At 42.6% G+C, this 17,931-nt stretch carries 13 protein-coding genes and 1 pseudogene; 5 read left to right on the top strand and 9 right to left on the bottom strand.

What is annotated here, in order from left to right; genetic code table 11:
• Positions 1-4: 4 nt before the first annotated feature.
• Both denD and VCASEI_RS14385 read left to right on the top strand, forming a co-directional pair.
• On the top strand, positions 5-955 hold the full coding sequence (gene denD / locus VCASEI_RS14390) for a D-erythronate dehydrogenase (RefSeq protein ID WP_089110619.1): 951 nt from the start codon (positions 5-7) through the stop codon (positions 953-955).
• A gap of 63 nt (positions 956-1,018) precedes the next feature.
• Positions 1,019-2,418: pseudogene (locus tag VCASEI_RS14385) on the top strand (GntP family permease).
• A 184-nt stretch (positions 2,419-2,602) separates the two neighbouring features.
• On the opposite strand, the gene VCASEI_RS14380 reads toward VCASEI_RS14385, so the two are convergent.
• The 3 genes from VCASEI_RS14380 to VCASEI_RS14365 all read right to left on the bottom strand — a co-directional run bounded on the left by VCASEI_RS14380 (position 2,603) and on the right by VCASEI_RS14365 (position 5,873).
• A complete protein-coding gene (locus VCASEI_RS14380; protein WP_086960303.1) occupies positions 2,603-3,127 on the bottom strand; it encodes a TetR/AcrR family transcriptional regulator in 525 nt (174 codons plus the stop codon).
• A 495-nt stretch (positions 3,128-3,622) separates the two neighbouring features.
• On the bottom strand, positions 3,623-4,819 hold the full coding sequence (locus tag VCASEI_RS14370) for a benzoate/H(+) symporter BenE family transporter (RefSeq protein ID WP_086960301.1): 1,197 nt from the start codon (positions 4,817-4,819) through the stop codon (positions 3,623-3,625).
• Positions 4,820-4,991: 172 nt separating this feature from the next.
• Positions 4,992-5,873, bottom strand: coding sequence for a LysR family transcriptional regulator (locus VCASEI_RS14365; RefSeq protein ID WP_086960300.1), 882 nt, complete (start codon positions 5,871-5,873; stop codon positions 4,992-4,994).
• 112 nt (positions 5,874-5,985) lie between these two features.
• Between VCASEI_RS14365 and VCASEI_RS14360 the strand changes: the two genes are divergently transcribed.
• Positions 5,986-6,426: a PACE efflux transporter gene (locus tag VCASEI_RS14360; protein ID WP_086960299.1), complete on the top strand. Its 441-nt coding sequence runs from the start codon at positions 5,986-5,988 to the stop codon at positions 6,424-6,426.
• Between the two features lie 2 nt (positions 6,427-6,428).
• Here VCASEI_RS14360 and VCASEI_RS14355 read toward each other — a convergent pair whose 3' ends face one another.
• Together VCASEI_RS14355 and ppsR are read right to left on the bottom strand one after the other, a co-directional pair.
• Positions 6,429-7,190, bottom strand: a complete 762-nt coding sequence (locus VCASEI_RS14355; RefSeq protein ID WP_086960298.1) for a sulfite exporter TauE/SafE family protein — start codon at positions 7,188-7,190, stop codon at positions 6,429-6,431.
• A 210-nt stretch (positions 7,191-7,400) separates the two neighbouring features.
• Positions 7,401-8,234, bottom strand: a complete 834-nt coding sequence (gene ppsR, locus VCASEI_RS14350) for a posphoenolpyruvate synthetase regulatory kinase/phosphorylase PpsR (RefSeq protein WP_086960297.1) — start codon at positions 8,232-8,234, stop codon at positions 7,401-7,403.
• Positions 8,235-8,519: 285 nt separating this feature from the next.
• Here ppsR and ppsA point away from each other — a divergent pair, with 285 nt between their 5' ends.
• The gene (gene ppsA / locus VCASEI_RS14345) at positions 8,520-10,898 is read left to right on the top strand and encodes a phosphoenolpyruvate synthase (RefSeq protein ID WP_086960296.1); all 2,379 of its coding nucleotides are present in this window, start codon (positions 8,520-8,522) and stop codon (positions 10,896-10,898) included.
• Between the two features lie 260 nt (positions 10,899-11,158).
• On the opposite strand, the gene VCASEI_RS14340 is transcribed toward ppsA, so the two are convergent.
• The 3 genes from VCASEI_RS14340 to VCASEI_RS14330 form a co-directional block, all read right to left on the bottom strand.
• Complete coding sequence (locus VCASEI_RS14340) at positions 11,159-12,604, bottom strand: sucrose-6-phosphate hydrolase (RefSeq protein WP_086960295.1); 1,446 nt, start codon at positions 12,602-12,604, stop codon at positions 11,159-11,161.
• Positions 12,601-13,560: an aminoimidazole riboside kinase gene (locus tag VCASEI_RS14335; protein ID WP_086960294.1), complete on the bottom strand. Its 960-nt coding sequence runs from the start codon at positions 13,558-13,560 to the stop codon at positions 12,601-12,603. Before VCASEI_RS14335 ends, VCASEI_RS14340 begins: the two co-directional genes overlap by 4 nt.
• 179 nt (positions 13,561-13,739) lie before the next feature.
• Positions 13,740-15,179: a sucrose-specific PTS transporter subunit IIBC gene (locus VCASEI_RS14330; RefSeq protein ID WP_089110618.1), complete on the bottom strand. Its 1,440-nt coding sequence runs from the start codon at positions 15,177-15,179 to the stop codon at positions 13,740-13,742.
• A gap of 234 nt (positions 15,180-15,413) precedes the next feature.
• Between VCASEI_RS14330 and VCASEI_RS14325 the strand changes: the two genes are divergently transcribed.
• Entirely contained in the window at positions 15,414-16,400 is a 987-nt protein-coding gene (locus VCASEI_RS14325) for a LacI family DNA-binding transcriptional regulator (protein WP_086960292.1), read from the top strand.
• Positions 16,401-16,534: 134 nt separating this feature from the next.
• Here the strand turns inward: VCASEI_RS14325 and VCASEI_RS14320 are convergent, their stop codons facing one another.
• Positions 16,535-17,908 carry a carbohydrate porin gene (locus tag VCASEI_RS14320; RefSeq protein WP_086960291.1) on the bottom strand — a complete coding sequence of 458 codons (1,374 nt, stop codon included), beginning with the start codon at positions 17,906-17,908 and terminating at the stop codon, positions 16,535-16,537.
• Between the last annotated feature and the right edge of the window lie 23 nt (positions 17,909-17,931).

Below are 17,931 nucleotides of genomic sequence, written 5' to 3'. Positions count from 1 at the left end.
TGACATGAATATTATCATCACTGGTGGCGCTGGTTTTTTAGGCTCAGAACTATTAAAAAATCTATTAGAACAATACCCTTCGATAGAAACGATTAAAGTTGTTGATAGAGTTAAGTTGAGCGAAAACGTAATAACAAGTCATAAAATTGAATCTATTGTTACCGATATTACGGTTCAACAAGAAGTCGATAATATTATTGATGAAAACACCACTCACGTATTTCATTTAGCGGCCATCGTCTCTAGCCACGCCGAAGAAAACTTCGAGTTAGGTATGCTGGTTAACTTGAAAGCCACACAACTTTTATTAGAACGTTGTCGTCACGTTAATCCTAATATCCGCTTTGTTTTTTCAAGCTCTCTTGCGGTCTTTGGTGGGGAACTACCAGACAAAATCGACTACATGACCGCGATGCAACCAAGCTCATCTTACGGTACACAAAAAGCCATTTGTGAGTTACTGGTCAATGATTACGCACGAAAAAGCTTTGTTGATGCGGTTTCCGTTCGTCTACCAACCATTTGCATTCGACCGGGTGTTCCGAATAAAGCCGCTTCTTCTTTTGTCAGTGGCATGATCCGTGAACCATTGAAACAAGAACAATCAAACTGTCCTGTTGATGTCGATTTACCTTTATGGGTCTCTAGCCCGAATACGGTAATTAAAAACATTATTCACGCAAGCCAAATGGATACGAAAACGTTAGAAGGATTCCGCACGGTTAATTTACCGGGATTACAAACTTCACCAAAAGAAATGATTGCCAGCCTAGTCAATATCGCGGGTGAATCATGTCTTGATTTTATTTCCTACGAGAAAGATGACAATGTTGAACGCATTGTTTCAAGTTGGCCAAAATCCATGAATAACGATAAAGAATTAGCGCTAGGTTTTATAAAAGATAGCGATTTTAATGCCATCTTAAATACCTATATAAATACAACAAACGAATAGAAACACAACAAAATAACATTCTAATAAAAACAAAAATTCAATCACGAGAAGGGAGTCTTCCTCATGTTACCTATATCTGTCATCGGCTTAATAATAGCCGTATTCGTTTTAATCTTTTTAGTCTTGCGAACCCGAGTTCACGTCTTAATTGCCATGTTGATTGCCGCCTGTATTGCAGGCCTTATTGGTGGCTTAAGCGTCGACGAAACCATGTCTGCCATTAGCAAAGGATTTGGTGGCACCTTAGGTGGGATCGGGATTGTGATCGGTTTAGGTGTCATGATGGGCGCCATTTTAGAAACCTCTGGTGCAGGGGAATCTATTGCCTATCATTTCATTAAATGGTTAGGGAAGAAAAAAGAAGAAATGGCACTGGCGATCACAGGCTATATCGTCAGTATTCCAGTGTTTGTTGATAGTGCACTGATCATTTTATACCCAATCGCTAAATCGTTAGCCAAAACGTCTAATCGCTCTATCTTAACGTTAACAGTCGCACTTGCAGGCGGTTTAGTGGTCGCTCACCATTGTATTCCTCCCACCCCTGGCCCGTTAGGTGTCGCCAGTATTTTCAATGTAGACTTAGCGTCTATGTTGGGCTTTGGCCTTCTCATTGCGATTCCTTGTGTGTATGGCATTATTTTGTACTCACGCTGGCTTCAAAGGCATCGAAAGAATTACCGTCACTCATTAAATCCATCATGCCAATTGTGGTTCCAATTGTTCTGATTTTAATTAAATCCCTCATGAGCCTTGCTGAAAAACAATTTAATATGGAAGGGTTATCAACAAGTACGTTTGGAACGGTGTTTAACTTCCTTGGTCACCCGATTATTGCCCTTTCAATCAGTACACTATTGGCTGTCTATACTCTAACACCTTACTTAGACAAAGAAACCACCACTGCTAAGTTGGAAGAGGGTATTTCAACTTGTGGGATCATTTTGTTGGTAACGGGGGCAGGTGGTGCGCTAGGTAGTGTATTACGTGAATCTGGCGCCGGTGCTGAAATCGCGAACCAAATTGTTGAACTGTCCATTTCACCGGTTATGATTCCATTCATTATTGCCACATTGGTACGAATCATCCAAGGTAGTGGCACGGTTTCCATGATTACCGCAGCGTCAATTTCTGCGCCAGTGCTAGCTGAAATGCAAGATGTGAATATGCTATTTGCCGCATCAGCAGCGACTATGGGTAGCCTATTTGCAGGTTACTTTAATGACAGTCTATTCCACATTGTTAACCGTTTAATGGGTGTAACGGAAGTGAAGAAGCAGCTGGTTATTTGGACCGTTCCAACCACTATCGCGTGGGCAATTGGCGGAACACTTATCATGACATTGAATCTGATCTTCGGTAGCCAAGGCAGCATTTTCGACCCACTCCTTCCTTTAGTTGTTCTGGCTGGTTGTATTTTCTTTGTAAAAAGCCAAAGTACAATACAAGCAAAAGCAGCATAAATAACAAAATGATACAGAGTGTATTTCCTCAAAGTAATTGACTTGCAGTAAAGCAACAAATGAACGAACGCTGTCAATAAACTGCGACTTAAAGTACCAATGATATAAATAAAAAGACTTACGTTCATGTAAGTCTTTTTTACTTCACAAATCGATGTCAACATTGAATAGCATACTAACTAACCTATTCATTCATTATGTTTTCATACTTTATATTTAGCTCTTTTAAAGCAAGTTCAACATCCGGTTCCACTCGACTTAGGTGAGTGATTAATGTCATAAAATAACAATCCAAAAGTAATGGCATTTTCTCAATGGACACCATGTTATGACTTATAGACTGAAATAACGTTTGGTTAAAGGTGTGATAATAGTCCAAGTCCCAGATAATCTCTTTTAGTAAAGCTCGACTTAATTCTACGTGACTAAAGTAATACCGATAATACTTCTCTGTTAAGCTCAGCCCAATTTCAAACCCAATGCCCTCTTCATTTTGAGAAAGCACTTCTTCTCCAAGTCTATTCAATTGAGAAAGCATTCCCTCCCTTAGCATCGCAAGCTTAGTTGAAAAATGGCTAAATACAGTGCCATCAGCAACCCCTGCCTGCCTTGCGATCTGTCTTGTTGTCGTCATTTCATAGCCATTTTCGGCAAATAAGGCCCACGCAGCGTTTAAAATGCTTTCTCTGGTTTGCTGTCTTTTCGTCATTATTTCTTCTTATTTTTGAACCTTTAATGATCATACTCTTAGTTTAATATCTTGACAAATTGAGCACGCTCAATTAAATATATGAGCGCGCTCATTTTAAAAAAGGATAACGGATGAATACACTCAAAAGAGTTGGTCAATATCTTATTTTTTTACCGTGGATATTTTGCTTTTCTTATCTATTGAGACCAATGTTAATGTTGGTTCTCATACCTGGTGCATTAATATTGCTCGCCATGATCGGAGGAAAAGAAGTCAGGAAGGAATTAAGGATAATGCTTAGAAAGAAATTCTTGGGGTATTAAATGGTTACTTGAGTGTTCATCGATTGAATGATTCTCAATCACTGATATTTTTATCATAAGAACCCATCATTTTCGGCCATATAATTCGCAGTTATTTCTATTAATAAGCTGCGAATTATCATTTTCATCGTGAAAATAATGGATCCACTCTTATTGAGTGCCTTACTGAGGAAGGAACCATAATGTGCGATCAGTTATTATTTTTCTTATGCATGAATTTTTGATGAATAAGCCCTGCCATCAATCCCCACAACGTCGAACCAATACCAAACAAAGTAATACCCGATAATGTAACCAAAAATATATAAAGGGAAGACTCCCGATATTCAGCATCGCCAAACGCCGTTTGCATACACATTAACAAGGTTCCTAGTAGCGCCAAACCTGCGAGAATCTGTGAAACCTCTTTTGGTAAGGCTAAAAATATCCCCACCACTGCGGTGGCCCACAAACCCGCGATAATGAAAATACAACCAGCCCACATTGATGCTTTATAACGTTGGCTTTTATCTGAATCCACATCTTCGTTCATACAAATAGCAGCTGAGATTGCCGCTAAATTTAAGCTAAACCCGCCAAAAGGTGCAGTCAGCATATTGAGAGCCCCCGTGCCAATAAATAAAGGTTTCGCCGGTAATTCATATTGATAGCTTCTCATCATGGCAAAGCCGGGCAAGTTCTGAGAAAGCATCGTGATGATATAAAGTGGAATGCTTAAATTCACCATCGCCATCCAATCAAACTCTGGCGTTACCCATACCGGTTCAGCAATATTCAGTACAATCACTTGCCCTGAAAACGCCCCAGTGAAAGTCGCAATGGCAATGCCAACAACCAGTAGAAGCATCATCGCATAACGAGGTAAATAGCGTTTTGCTATAAAGAAAGTGGCAAACATCGCCCCAAAAACCATTGGGTTTGTCGTCACCGGCGTAAAGGCTTTCAAACAAAAAGGGATTAAGATCGCGCCAAGCATCGACGTCGCAAGCTGTGATGGAATGTTTTCAAGTAAACGACTCAGCGGCGTAATTAACCCTGTTAATAACAACAACAAACCAGAGATCACAAAAGCGCCAATAACCTGCGGTAAACTATATTGAGCAACTGCCGCAATCAACATCGCCGCCCCCGGTGTTGACCAAGACATCAAAACAGGCATTTTATAATACCAAGAATAAGCTATAGAACTTATACCCACAGTGACGCCTAAAACCAATAACCAACTGGCAATTTGCAGCGCTGATGCTCCGGCTGAAGTAGCGGCCTGAATAATAATAACAACCGAGCTAGTGTAACCAATCAGAACGGCGGTAAAGCCTGCAGAAATATGGCTAAGATTAAACCAAGATGAGGGGCGAGTAGATTGTGAGTTAATACGATCATTCATGGTATGCAACGCTTCCTTGTCATTATTTTTATCATCAATTCATCATATAGAAAGAGAAGTTTTTTTACATTCACTAGACAAATATATTCTTCATTATTCTAATAAAAACGAAGGTGACTATATGCCTTCATACCATACGATGTAAGTCGTCCCTTTCACCCTATAGGTAAAGTTAAAGATTAATACTTTTTAGCTCAGCAAGTAATGTTCGAGTTGCTGGCCCCTGAGGATGCTGAGTCGACCAAATAATATCAATGCCCTGCTTCCAAGGCTGGGATTCAAACGCAAGATCTAACCGTTTTAATTGTTTCGCATCAACAAAATCACTGACAAGCTGAGCCGGTAATGAAGCCCAGCCTAAACCTCGTTGCAATAATGGAATGGTTGAATACGCACTTTCGGTTCGCCACACTTGGTCAGAAACTCTCCACCTTGGCGCATCTTGTCCGTAGCGTCCAGCAATAAGAAACTGACGATGGCTTTCTAGCATTTGCCACGTCACTTGCTTTTGATTCGACAATGGATGGTGCATGCCAGTTACACACCAAAATTCAAGCAGCCCCAAACCATACACTTCAATTTCTCCAGGGTAGAGAAACTCCAATTGCTGCATAATCGCCAATTGTGCTCGGCCTTGACGAATAAAATCCAAAATATCGCCTTCATGTACGTGTAATATCTCAATTTCAACTAATGGGTAAGCTTGCTCAAATTGCGCTAACGCTTGGGCAACCGAATGTGTCATTGCCATTGACTCAATCACTAAGGTTATTTTTTCTTCTAGGCCAATTTGATAAGCATCAGCTGCCGATAAAAATGTACCACATTCATTCAATATCCGTTTTGCTCTCACCAACAAGGCTTCACCATGTACAGTTAACCTTGGTGAACGAGTACTTCGATCAAACAAACTTAAATTTAAATCCGCTTCAAGATTTGCAATAGCCGCGCTGACGACAGATTGCGCCTTTCCTAAATGCCGTGCTGCTGCCGAAAAAGACCCTTGTTCTGCCGAGGCCACAAAAGCTTGTAATTGCTCTATTGAAAAACGCATGCTTTCACCCTATTTATCCGAACAACCTATCTATAAAAACGATAGTTATTAACTAACATGTATCGTAATAAACATTGATAATAGCCGAACATTAAAAAGAAGTTGAAATTATATGCGTACAAAATTAGACAGATTAAGACACACCATTGGATTCGAAGCATTAGGGCTGATCATTTTAATTTTTGGTATCAACCAATTACTTAATATGGAGATGAGTCAGATAGGTATATTAGCCATAGTATTTTCAATTATTGCAACAGTGTGGAATTATTACTACAACATCCTCTTTGATAAAGCGATGCTAAAGAAAACGGGGCAAATTCATAAAACAACCATCGTAAGAATAGCGCATGCAATTATCTTCGAATTTGGCTTATTATTTATTACTTTGCCTATCATGGCATGGTGGCTAAAAATCAGCTTATTGGATGCACTGATCCTCGATTTAGGCATGGTGATTTTCTACTTAGTTTATGCGTTTGTGTATAATCTGGCTTACGATAAAGTTTTTCCAATACCACAAAGCAAATTACCACCAACCCAATCATCATAAAATTAATGCGCAGTAAAAAAGCTCCAAATCAAACGCAACGCAATAACGGTTAGAGCGAATTTAAGCACAACATGGAAGTGCTTATTCGAGACTTTATCTAACACATGCTTACCAAGGTACGTTCCGACAAACCCAACCAAGATCATCAGCCCTATTACGCCTAACCACTGTTGATAAGCAAAACCCAATAGGCCGAAAATAACGGCTTTAATCACGTGTTGTATCGACATAAAGCACGCCATGGTCGCGCCGAGTTCCCGACGATCAGGCAATAGATTTTTCACTGTCGCAATCAAAAATGGCCCCGTCGCACCAACAAACATGGTTAAAAAGGCCGTAAAGACACCCACACCAACTAAGCCTTTTCTTCCTTTAAAACTGAAATTAATAGGTATCCAACTGCTGATCAAAATAAACACAGCGAGAATGAGTTCTAGATATTTCGTGGGAAGGTTTAACGCAATATTACCCCCGATGATTGCACCAGCCACACTACCGACAAAAAACCAACCAAGGTACTGTTTTTGAATATGACGACGCATTAATACTGCGCGACCTGCATTTGATCCTAATTGTACAATCGCATGCACAGGAATCACTGCGGCAGCAGGCATCATGGTGATCATAAACGCAATTAAAGTGGCTCCTCCTCCAACACCAATAATGGTATTTAGCATTGAGGTTAAACCGCTTAATCCAATAAGAAGAAAGAATTGAGCAGACGTTAATACATCCGGTTTTAGCTGGAGTAATAAATCAATCATTGTGGTTCGCTACTTTACTCATGGGCTACATCAACTATTGGAAATACATTTTGAAACGCGATTATAAACCAATTCAATACTGAAAAAGACCTGGCATGTAAACTCTGACAGAAAAAAGCTAAAAAGTTGTTTTTGATCATCTTAAACGACAAACTCTTCACTTTTTTTAAAATTAAAATAAAGTTTATAAGCGCTTTACTCACTCCCGACTTACCACATCGATCGCTTCAAGCCACTGAGTTCAAGCAGTCGGGTCGAAATTTCTTCCACCGATAATGTTGTCGTATTGAGATAGGGTATCGCTTCTCTTCGGAATAAAGATTCCACTCGATTCAGTTCTTTTTCACACTGTTCTTGGCTTGCATAATCGCTATTAGCGTAACGTTCATGTCGAATCGCCATTAAACGTTCTGTATCGATTGTGAGTCCAAATGTTTTGAAACGGTAGGGTTCTATCTCTTTTGGCAACTTTAGCTTAGCCATATCATCTTCAATAAATGGGTAGTTTACTGCCCGAATACCAAACTGCATTGCAAGGTACAAACAGGTTGGTGTTTTACCGCAACGAGACACACCAAGCAGAATAATATCCGCCAGATCAAGGTTACTTAATGACACACCATCATCATGGGCTAGGGTGTACTCAACCGCCGCAATTCGGTTTTGATAACTGGCGGCATCTTTCTCAATACTATGGGAACGGTGTAATTGTGGGCTTGGTTCTAAATCAAGATCTCGTTTTAAGGGATCCACTAAACAATTGAGTACATCATAAAAATGCGCATCGGCTTGTTCAATTATTAACTTCACTTCAGGTACCACGATAGAAAAGAAGACCAACGGTTTAGTTCCAGACTCTTTAGCTTTTTGATTAATGAGCGTTTTTACTTGTTCAGCACGCTCTACGGTTTCAACAAAGGGCAACGTTTTTTGTGCAATTTCAATCGGAAATTGTCCAAGGACAGCATGCCCTAATGTTTCAGATGTGATGGCTGTTCCATCAGAAATGTAAAATACATCACGAAAATTTGTTTTGCTCTGCATAAGAAGTTGAATCCTTTATGGCGTGCTGTAAGTTAAAAGTTGTAAATATTTACAACTATAATTTCACAGGATGTTTGCAAATAAATGGCTAAAGTCAAATTCATTGTGAATCAGTCATCAATTTCACGCTACTGCAATGCAAGTGATTGAGACTTTGCCCACACTCTCTATGAGAGAAACACAATTAAATGAAACCTAAGAAATAATAATTCTTCTCAAATAATTAAAGTTGCCACTTTAGCTATGATGGGAATTAATCCAATACAAAAGTCTAGGAGACACGCCGTGGATCAGAATGTGGTTTGGTACGATGCTTTATCAATGAACGATGTTGATAAAGTCGGGGGCAAGAACGCATCTTTAGGTGAGATGGTTGCCAATCTTTCAAATGCTGGAGTAAAAGTACCCAATGGCTATGCCACCACTGCTTTTGCTTTTAATCAATTTTTAGAAACCAACCAATTAAATGATCGGATTTATCAACTACTTGATGAATTGGATGTCGATGATGTCAACGCATTAAAAAAAGCGGGTACCACAATTCGCCAATGGGTTCTGGATGCCCCATTCCCACCAGCATTAGAAGATGGAATTCGAGCATTTTATCAAGAACTGGGGAATGGTGACGACAGCTTACCAGTCGCCGTACGTTCATCTGCCACGGCCGAAGATTTACCGGATGCCTCATTCGCAGGTCAACAAGAAACGTTCTTAAACGTTCGAGGAATTGATGCGGTGATTGAAGCAACGAAACATGTTTTCGCTTCTCTATTTAATGATCGCGCTATCTCCTATCGTGTTCACCAAGGCTTTGATCATAAAGGGGTCGCATTGTCTGCCGGCATTCAACGTATGGTGCGTTCAGACAAAGCATCATCTGGCGTTATGTTTACCCTTGATACTGAATCAGGCTTTGATCAAGTCGTCTTCATCACCTCTTCTTGGGGCTTAGGCGAGATGGTCGTTCAAGGAGCCGTCAATCCAGATGAATTTTACGTGCATAAACCGATGCTGCAAGCTGGAAACCCAGCGGTAGTGCGCCGTACTTTTGGTTCAAAACAAATCAAAATGATCTACGCCGATGGCAAAGAGATTGGTACTCAAGTTGAAATTGTGGACACCACGGATGAAGAACGTCGCCACTATTCTTTAAATGATGATGAGATTCAAGAACTGGCTAAGCAAGCCATGATCATTGAAAAACACTACGGTCGCCCAATGGACATTGAATGGGCCAAAGACGGCGTAACCGGTGAGTTGCTTATCGTTCAAGCTCGCCCTGAAACGGTTCGCTCTCGTGATGATCAACAAATGATGGAGCGTTTCCAATTAAACAACCAAGCTTCGAGTAAAACACTAATTGAAGGCCGAGCGATCGGACAACGTATTGGTGCGGGTGTGGTTCGAGTTGTAAAAAGCTTAGACGAAATGGATCAAGTGCAAACCGGTGATGTGCTGGTTGCCGACATGACCGACCCCGATTGGGAACCGGTAATGAAAAAAGCCGCCGCCATCGTCACCAACCGTGGTGGGCGTACTTGCCATGCCGCCATTATTGCTCGTGAGCTTGGCATCCCGGCGGTAGTCGGCTGTGGTGATGCCACAAGTAAACTGAAAGATGGCCAGCAAGTTACCGTCTCTTGCTCGCAAGGCGAAACTGGATTTGTTTATGAAGGCGAACTTGATTTTGAAATCAAACGTTCTTCAGTCACCGACCTACCCGATTTACCACTGAAAGTGATGATGAACGTAGGCAACCCTGATCGCGCGTTTGACTTTGCGTGCATTCCCAACGAAGGTGTAGGACTTGCTCGCTTAGAATTCATTATTAACAAAATGATCGGCATTCACCCTAAAGCCCTATTGAATTACGATGAGCAATCGGCTGAACTTAAAGCTGAAATTAACAAACGTATTGTGGGTTACGCCAACCCTGTTGAGTTTTACATCGAAAAACTGACTGAAGGTATTTCAACCTTAGCTGCTGCTTTCTGGCCAAAACGTGTGATTGTGCGCATGTCAGATTTTAAATCCAATGAATACCGCAACTTGGTCGGCGGCATCCATTACGAACCAACCGAAGAAAACCCGATGTTGGGATTCCGAGGCGCATCTCGCTACATTTCACCAAAATTCCAAGACTGTTTTGCTTTGGAATGTGAAGCAATGAAGCGTGTTCGTAACAAGATGGGCTTGAAAAACGTTGAAATCATGATCCCATTTGTTCGTACCACAACAGAAGCAGCATCGGTGATTGATCTCCTTGCTAAATTTGATCTTAAACGTGGTGAAGATGGCCTGAAAGTCATCATGATGTGTGAATTACCTTCCAATGCTATTTTGGCGGATGACTTCCTCAAATACTTTGATGGCTTCTCAATTGGCTCAAACGACATGACGCAATTAACCTTGGGACTCGACCGAGATTCCGGCGACATTGCTCATATGTTTGATGAACGCAACGCCGCCGTAAAAGCAATGCTTTCCATGGCGATTAAAGCCGCCAATAAAGCAGGGAAATACGTGGGCATTTGTGGCCAAGGCCCATCGGATCACGACGATCTCGCCCAATGGTTAATGGAACAAGGGATTGATTCAGTATCATTAAATCCTGATACGGTGTTAGAAACTTGGCTGCATTTGGGGACGAAAGTGCAGCAATAAAATTAGCACTTTTTGATAAGCAGTTATAAAAAAAATGAGTCCAATTGGGCTCATTTTTGTTTAACTTTAACTATATTTGAACACTAACTTAACGTGTTTTTGGACAATTTCGTGCTATATGAAATGCTAAATTAGCATTTAGCGGATAACTTGAAGTATAGCAAAGCCTCTAATGTAGTAGCCCAATTCACTTGACCACTACAGAAATGCTTCAAGACAATACAAACCACTAGTAAAGTGGTTTGTATAATTGTAACAACTTAATCATCTAGTCCTTTAACTGGGCTCATTGCGTGATAAACAGTTTTCACACCATCAGTAATGGACAGCGCGTTCAAGTCATCAATGAAGAAGCGACTGGTCATTGTATGTTTACCGCCATTAATGAAGATTTCGATCACCGACTTATCGACATAAACCTCGATGGTTTGCTTAGTGCTTAACCTCCGCGCTTTTCTCACAGAGCCAAACTCTTCCGCGTAAAGTTGAGACATCTTACTGCGATCAAGCATGAACTCCGTTTCTGTGGAGCTGAACAAGATGTTATCGCCCGCAGCGTTAGCAAGCGTTAACTCAAACTCGTCCGTATCCGTTTCGAGCTCAACCATGAAGCTGGTTGTATCCAGTTCAAGAACATTTTCAACCGTAACCGCTTCACCCTGTAGCGCTTTCAATTCAGGTAAAACCGACTGCACCAGATAGCCATCTTGGATTTGAAGTTCGCGTGGTAACGACAACATGCCCGCCCACTCATGCGCATTAGAAGGTGTATCAATCTCAGGCAGACCAATCCAAGCAATCAAGATGCGACGGCCTTTATCATCTAAGTAAGTCTGTGGTGCGTAGAAATCAAAGCCGTAATCTGGCTGCGCAATGTCTTGATGGTTTTCCAGTTCCGCCGTATCTAAGTTCAAGCGGTCACCCAAAATGTAAGCCACTGAATATATATTTTTGAAGTCGTATGGGCTTTCACTAGACACGCCCTGCGGAGAAAATAGCATCACCGACTGATTCTCTATTTCAAAGAAATCTGGGCATTCCCACATATAGCCAAGGTTGTTGTAACGAGTTTGAATTGGACCTTTGTGATGCCAATTCATCAGGTCTCGGCTGCAATATAGCACCATAGAGCCAGTATTTTGAGGCGTTTGAGCACCCACAACCATCAGATAATCGTCGCCCTGTTTCCACACTTTTGGGTCGCGGAAATGTTCGGTGTAGTGATCGTTTTCGATAACCACGCCGTGCTTTTCTATTTTGCCGTCAGCAGACATCTTGGCAAAACATTGAGTTGGGACTCGTTGCCAGTTTTCATCACGTTTATTACCCGTAAAGAACAGCAGTGCATTGCCGTTTTCAACCAATGCGCCACCAGAATAAACACCGTGAGAATCGTAATCTTGGTCCGGGTGTAGGCCTATGCCGTGGTCTTCGAAATGAACGAAGTCTTTGGTTGAAAGGTGGTACCAGTACTTCATACCATGGACAGGGCCAACTGGCGTCCATTGGTAAAATAGGTGGTGTTCACCATTAAAGAAACACAGACCATTCGGATCATTAAGCAGACCAAACTTAGGCGCAACATGGTAGCTTGGATAGCCAGAGTCTTGTTTGCGAAGCTCTACCATCGCATCAATACTCTCTTGAGAAATATCTTCTATACGACGATATCTTTGCTCTACTGTCCAGTTCGAGTTCAAACTCATACGCTCTCCTCTACGGCATTCGTATTTGAAGAGTTTTTTTGAATAAACTGAGTTAGAGCTTCTTGCGTTGGAAGTGCGGTCATTGCGCCTTTTTGCGTTGTCGCCAGTGCACCACACCCATTCGCCCACTGAATTGCAGAATCGACGACTTGTTGATTGTTCCACTCATCATGTTGAGAAAGCTTTGCAAGCAAGCCGCCAACAAAAGCATCGCCTGCACCCGTGGTATCCACTGGCGTCACTGAGCGGCCTGAAATCAACACACCTTGGTTTTCAAATACTCGCCAAACGCCTTTCGCGCCCTGCGTAACCAAAACAAGCGTGTTGTTAAGATCTGCAATGTTAGCCAAGCCTTGTTCCATCGAAGTTGAATCGGTTAAGAAGTCCAGTTCTTCTTCTGAGAATTTAACCACATCCGCCAACTCAACCGCTTTCATGACCACAGACTTAATTTCAGATGGGTTTTGCCACACTTCATCACGAAGGTTTGGATCGAAGCTGATGTAACCGCCCACGGCTTTCATGCGTCGGATGGCTTCGAAGGTGCTGCTTCGGCTTGGTTCATTAGCCAAAGAGATTGAGCAGACGTGCAGCCACTCGTTTTTCTTAAATTCGGGAATGTCTGCAACAGACATAAACTGGTCGGCACTTGGTTTAACCATGAACGTAAAACTGCGCTCGCCTTGGTCATCAAGATCAACCACCACGGTTGATGTGCGTTGTTCAGGGTCCTTCACCAAGCGATCGGTATTCACACCTTCCTTTTGCAGAGTCACTTCCATAAAAGTGCCAAACGGGTCGTTACCCACTCGGCCGAAAAATGCGCTTTTGCCTAAAAGGCGAGAAATCGCTACCGCGACATTAGCAGGAGCACCGCCCGGACATTTCAATAATGTCGAGTCAGACTCCGGAATGAGGTCGACGACGGCGTCTCCAGTTACCCAAACTTGATTCATCTTTCTTACCTTAAAACTGAAAATCATGACAACCGAAAGCAGTAGCAACCGAAAGCAAGGTGAAACTTCACGCTGTCATGTAAAAATATAAAAAGGCTAGCTAAGCCAAATCACCTAGCTAGCACCCCAAAGCTTAGGAAATGAAGTGAAAAGGGGGGCTTCACTTCTAGGGATAAACGTTAAGCTGTTGTTTTAATGTTTTGCTTGCTGCTCTCACGCAAACCTAAAACAAAGGTCAGAGCAAAGGCAGTCACGAACGCGATAATCATACCTACCACGTAGTAACCAATTTTTTCCGGCGATATTGAGATGATGCCAGGAATACCCGCCGCACCCAGTGCTTGTGCTTTCACATTGAACATAGTGAGAAACGCGCTTGAAACCGCAGCTGCACAAACCGCAGCAATGAATGGGTAGCGAAGCTTCAAGTTCACACCGAACATTGCAGGCTCAGTAATACCAAGCAAACCGGTCACACCAGAAGGAATCGCGATACCTTTCATTTTCTTATCTTTACTCATGAAACCAACCGCCAGTGCCGCTGCACCTTGTGACACGTTAGACATCGCCGCGATAGGGAAGATAAACGTACCACCAGTTGTTGCAATATCCGCAAGCAACTGAGTTTCAATCGCGATAAAGCTATGGTGCATACCAGTAATAACAAACGGCGCATAAATCAAACCAAACACCGCACCGCCAATGAAGCCAGCACTGTTGTATAACCAATTTAGGCCGTCACCAAGCAGGAAGCCGATATCACGAGTAAATGGACCAACAATCGTGAATGTTAACAAACCAGTTATGAAAATCGCCAATAGCGGCGTTAGCAAGTTATCCAGAACCGAAGGAATAACTTTACGCAGCCCAAGCTCAACTTTCGCTAGAATAAACGCAGAAACAAGAACGGGCAGTACTGAACCTTGATAGCCTACTTTCTCGATTTCGAAACCTAAAATGTTCCAAACCGGAATGCTGCCCGACACTGATGCGCCACCGAAGCCCCAGCCGTTAAGCAAGTCTGGGTGAACCATCAACATACCTAAAGCCGCGCCAAGGTATGGGTTACCACCAAACTTCTTACTCGCTGAAAATGCTAATAAAATAGGTAAGTACACAAAAGGAGCATTAGCAAATGTATTGATCATGTTTGCTAAGTCGGTCAAACCCGGATTAGCGTCGATTAGAGATTTGCCATCAATGAATAAGCCTTGAGCCGTCAATAGGTTGTAGATACCCATCAACAAACCACCAGCAACAATCGCCGGAATGATTGGTACAAAAATATCAGACAGGCCTTTCACCGCGCGTTGCAGGATATTTTGGTTGTCAGCACCTGCAGACGCCACATCGTTGGTCGACATTTTCGTCATTTCAGTCAGCTTAGCCAACTCAGCATAAACTTGGTTTACAATGCCTGAGCCAAAGATGATCTGATATTGACCTGCCACTTTAAACTGGCCCTTAACCCCTTCTAGGTTATCAATCGCCTGTTCATCAATTTTATCTTGGTCTGCAACCGCAAGACGCAGACGAGTCGCGCAGTGTGCGAGTGCGGTGATATTACTTTTACCACCTAATAGAGAAAGCAGCTCTTTTGCTATTTTTGGATAATTCATTACATACCCCATTGGATTATCATTTTAGCTTTTGAATTTTCGGGAACGTTTGCAAAACAAATTTTTGCCTAGAAATAACAAATGATCAAAGATAACTGCTCAATAGTGTGAGAATGATCTTCAAATTATCTCCCTAGGATAAGAAGACAGGGTTAAAATCCCCTAATAACAGGTAAATTTGATGCTCTGTTTGCAAACAACCCCAAAACTAAAATTACAATTGGATAATGAATAATGGCTAGTCTTCATGATGTCGCTCGTCTCGCTGGAGTTTCCAAGTCGACGGTTTCAAGAGTAATCAATGATGAGTATGGCGTAAAAGACGCGACCAAGGTGAAGGTGCGTAAAGCGGTTGAAGAGTGTGGCTATCTCCCAAACCAAGTCGCTAAAGACTTAAAGTCCCAAAAAACCAACCTGGTTGGCGTGATTGTTCCTAGGGTTTCTTCCCATGCCACCTCTCAGGGTGTCGATGGTTTAACCGCCGTCTTAGAGCAAGCGGGCAAGCATGTATTATTAGCGAGCACACATCAAACACACCATAAAGAACTTGAATATATTCAGATATTTAACCAAAAGCGCGTTGAAGGCATCATCCTGTACGCGACCCACCTCGACAACCAATTGGTCAAAGCGATTCAAAGCTCTGCTGTGCCGGTGGTATTGGTGGGTCAAGACGGGTCAATGTTTAACATCCCAAGTATTGTGCACGACGACACTCGCGTAGGGTTTGAAGCGGGTAATCGCCTCATAGCGAAAGCTTGTAAGCATATGGGATTCATCGGTGTGCAAGGTGATGATATTGCGGTTGATAAGATGAGATCGGAAGGCTTCGCTCAATCGCTTCAACTTAACGAGCTCACACTGCAATTTCACGCCCGTGGCGACTTCACCATAGAGTCAGGTTACCAACTGGCTAAACAGTCTCTAAAAGAGCACACCAAGCTCGATGGCCTGTTCTGCGCAACTGACCGTATCGCAATCGGTGCGATCAGAGCAATTCAAGAAGCGGGCCTCGTTCCAGGAAAGGATGTCTTGGTACTCGGCGTGGGTGATGATGAACTTGCTTCAGTATGCACACCAACGCTGTCTACATTTAACTATGCGTTTGATAAAGCGGGAGAAAATGGAGCCAAGCTGCTACTCGACCGTATTGAGAAAAAAGGCTTTGAAATGAGCAAGATGGTGTTGACCTTCACCACTATTGACCGAGAGTCTTGCTAGCGATTTATTTCAGAGATCAGGTTATCCCAAGATAAAAAATGCCAACCTTCGAGTTGAAACGATAAGGTTGGCATTTGGTGATGCGACTATCACATCATGAGTAACACTCTCTATCTAAACGATATATCAAGCAATTAGAACCAAGTTTCCATCTGCAGTGCAAACAGAACCTCGCCGCCCTCTCCCATCGTTGCAGCATCTGCTTCAGTGCTGATCGAGTAACCATTTAGGTCTTCACTCCAATCCACATAGCTCACAGCGAAACGCAGTTCTGGTCGGTCAAAGAAACCAGTGCTAGTTGAAAGCTTCAGTGTTGGTGCAACTGTCGCTTTGTAGAAACCGCCGCTAGCTTGCTCTGTCGAGTTGTCTAAATCCATGTATTGCAATGAACCTTCGTAAACCATCTCAAAGTTCTCTGTGAACTCTTGAGCTAATCGAACGTTTAAAGAAGCCCATGTGAACTCGTCATTCTTCTTCAAACGATCTTGGCTATGCTCTGCCATTAATGCAGGTGCTAAGCGCCAGTTGTCGCCAATGCGAGTGACACCGTAGCTAAACAGGCGAACGGCTTTCGCGTCATCCAGTAGATCACCATTTGAACCGATGCCTTTTAGCTCTGCACCTAGGCCGCTACCCACTAACATACCCGTTTTAGAGAAGCCTTCGCTCAGACCAAAGAAGTTGTCTCCATGGTATGCAAACATTGCGTGTACACCGCTTTCAGCTGCGCCATTTAGGCGGCTATCGTTGTCTGCTGAGGTCATACCGCTCAACATCACTTGCCATTGGCCAATACGGTTATTCATGGTTGCAATGTAGTTTTCTACATCTGTTGATGAGCTATCAATCTCACCAAAATCTCGGCCATAAATAGAGAAATTCGCTTTCCAGTTGTCGCTCATCTGAACGTCATAAACGCCCGCACCAGTACCTGATAAGAAGACAATATCCGAATCGAAAAAGTGAATATCAAAGTTGTCGCGATCGAATCGTTTACCCGCCCAAAACGTTGCTTCAGAAAACGCTTCAGATTCAGAGAACATGCTCAGACGGTTCAGTTCTGAATACACTTGTCGCACATTCAACTGGCTTTCGCTGGCAGTCCACTCGTTATTTGTATCAGTACTGTCGGCCAACATGATGCGAAACAAAGCACTAGAGCCATCGTCTGCAAATCGCTTATGAATCAAGTTCGCTTCAACGTAATGATCATCTTCAACACCAAGACGTCCAATTGGAGCTCCAATGGCACCAGCTGTCGTCATGTAAGGTCCAGTGCCTGTCGCGCCATTGAGGTCGTCGTTGATCAATAACCCAGAGCGAGCATAGCCGTGAAACTCAAACGAAGAAGCCTTTTCATTGGCCTCGGTAGAGACCTGCTCTGTTTGTGCAACCCTTTGTTCTAATTCATTAATACGTTGCTCTAATGCTGCAACGTCTTCACTTGCTAATACCGATGTAGTCATTAGCCCCATTGTTACAGCAACCGCTAAAATGTGTCGTTTCATTCTGATGTTCTCACGTTAATTGT

Origin of the sequence: Vibrio casei (genome assembly GCF_002218025.2) — a bacterium.
GTDB classification, from domain to species: Bacteria; Pseudomonadota; Gammaproteobacteria; order Enterobacterales; family Vibrionaceae; genus Vibrio; species Vibrio casei.
The sequence above is the reverse complement of the archived record's forward strand: the minus strand, read 5'-3'. Positions and strand labels throughout refer to the sequence as shown.

Bases quoted from the DNA above. Each gene is read 5' to 3' on its own strand.
- denD (WP_089110619.1), top strand. From the start codon at position 5: ATGAATATTATCATCACTGGTGGCGCTGGTTTTTTAGGCTCAGAACTA.
- VCASEI_RS14380 (WP_086960303.1), bottom strand. From the start codon at position 3,127: ATGACGAAAAGACAGCAAACCAGAGAAAGCATTTTAAACGCTGCGTGG.
- VCASEI_RS14370 (WP_086960301.1), bottom strand. From the start codon at position 4,819: ATGAATGATCGTATTAACTCACAATCTACTCGCCCCTCATCTTGGTTT.
- VCASEI_RS14365 (WP_086960300.1), bottom strand. From the start codon at position 5,873: ATGCGTTTTTCAATAGAGCAATTACAAGCTTTTGTGGCCTCGGCAGAA.
- VCASEI_RS14360 (WP_086960299.1), top strand. From the start codon at position 5,986: ATGCGTACAAAATTAGACAGATTAAGACACACCATTGGATTCGAAGCA.
- VCASEI_RS14355 (WP_086960298.1), bottom strand. From the start codon at position 7,190: ATGATTGATTTATTACTCCAGCTAAAACCGGATGTATTAACGTCTGCT.
- ppsR (WP_086960297.1), bottom strand. From the start codon at position 8,234: ATGCAGAGCAAAACAAATTTTCGTGATGTATTTTACATTTCTGATGGA.
- VCASEI_RS14340 (WP_086960295.1), bottom strand. From the start codon at position 12,604: ATGAGTTTGAACTCGAACTGGACAGTAGAGCAAAGATATCGTCGTATA.
- VCASEI_RS14335 (WP_086960294.1), bottom strand. From the start codon at position 13,560: ATGAATCAAGTTTGGGTAACTGGAGACGCCGTCGTCGACCTCATTCCG.
- VCASEI_RS14330 (WP_089110618.1), bottom strand. From the start codon at position 15,179: ATGAATTATCCAAAAATAGCAAAAGAGCTGCTTTCTCTATTAGGTGGT.
- VCASEI_RS14325 (WP_086960292.1), top strand. From the start codon at position 15,414: ATGGCTAGTCTTCATGATGTCGCTCGTCTCGCTGGAGTTTCCAAGTCG.
- VCASEI_RS14320 (WP_086960291.1), bottom strand. From the start codon at position 17,908: ATGAAACGACACATTTTAGCGGTTGCTGTAACAATGGGGCTAATGACT.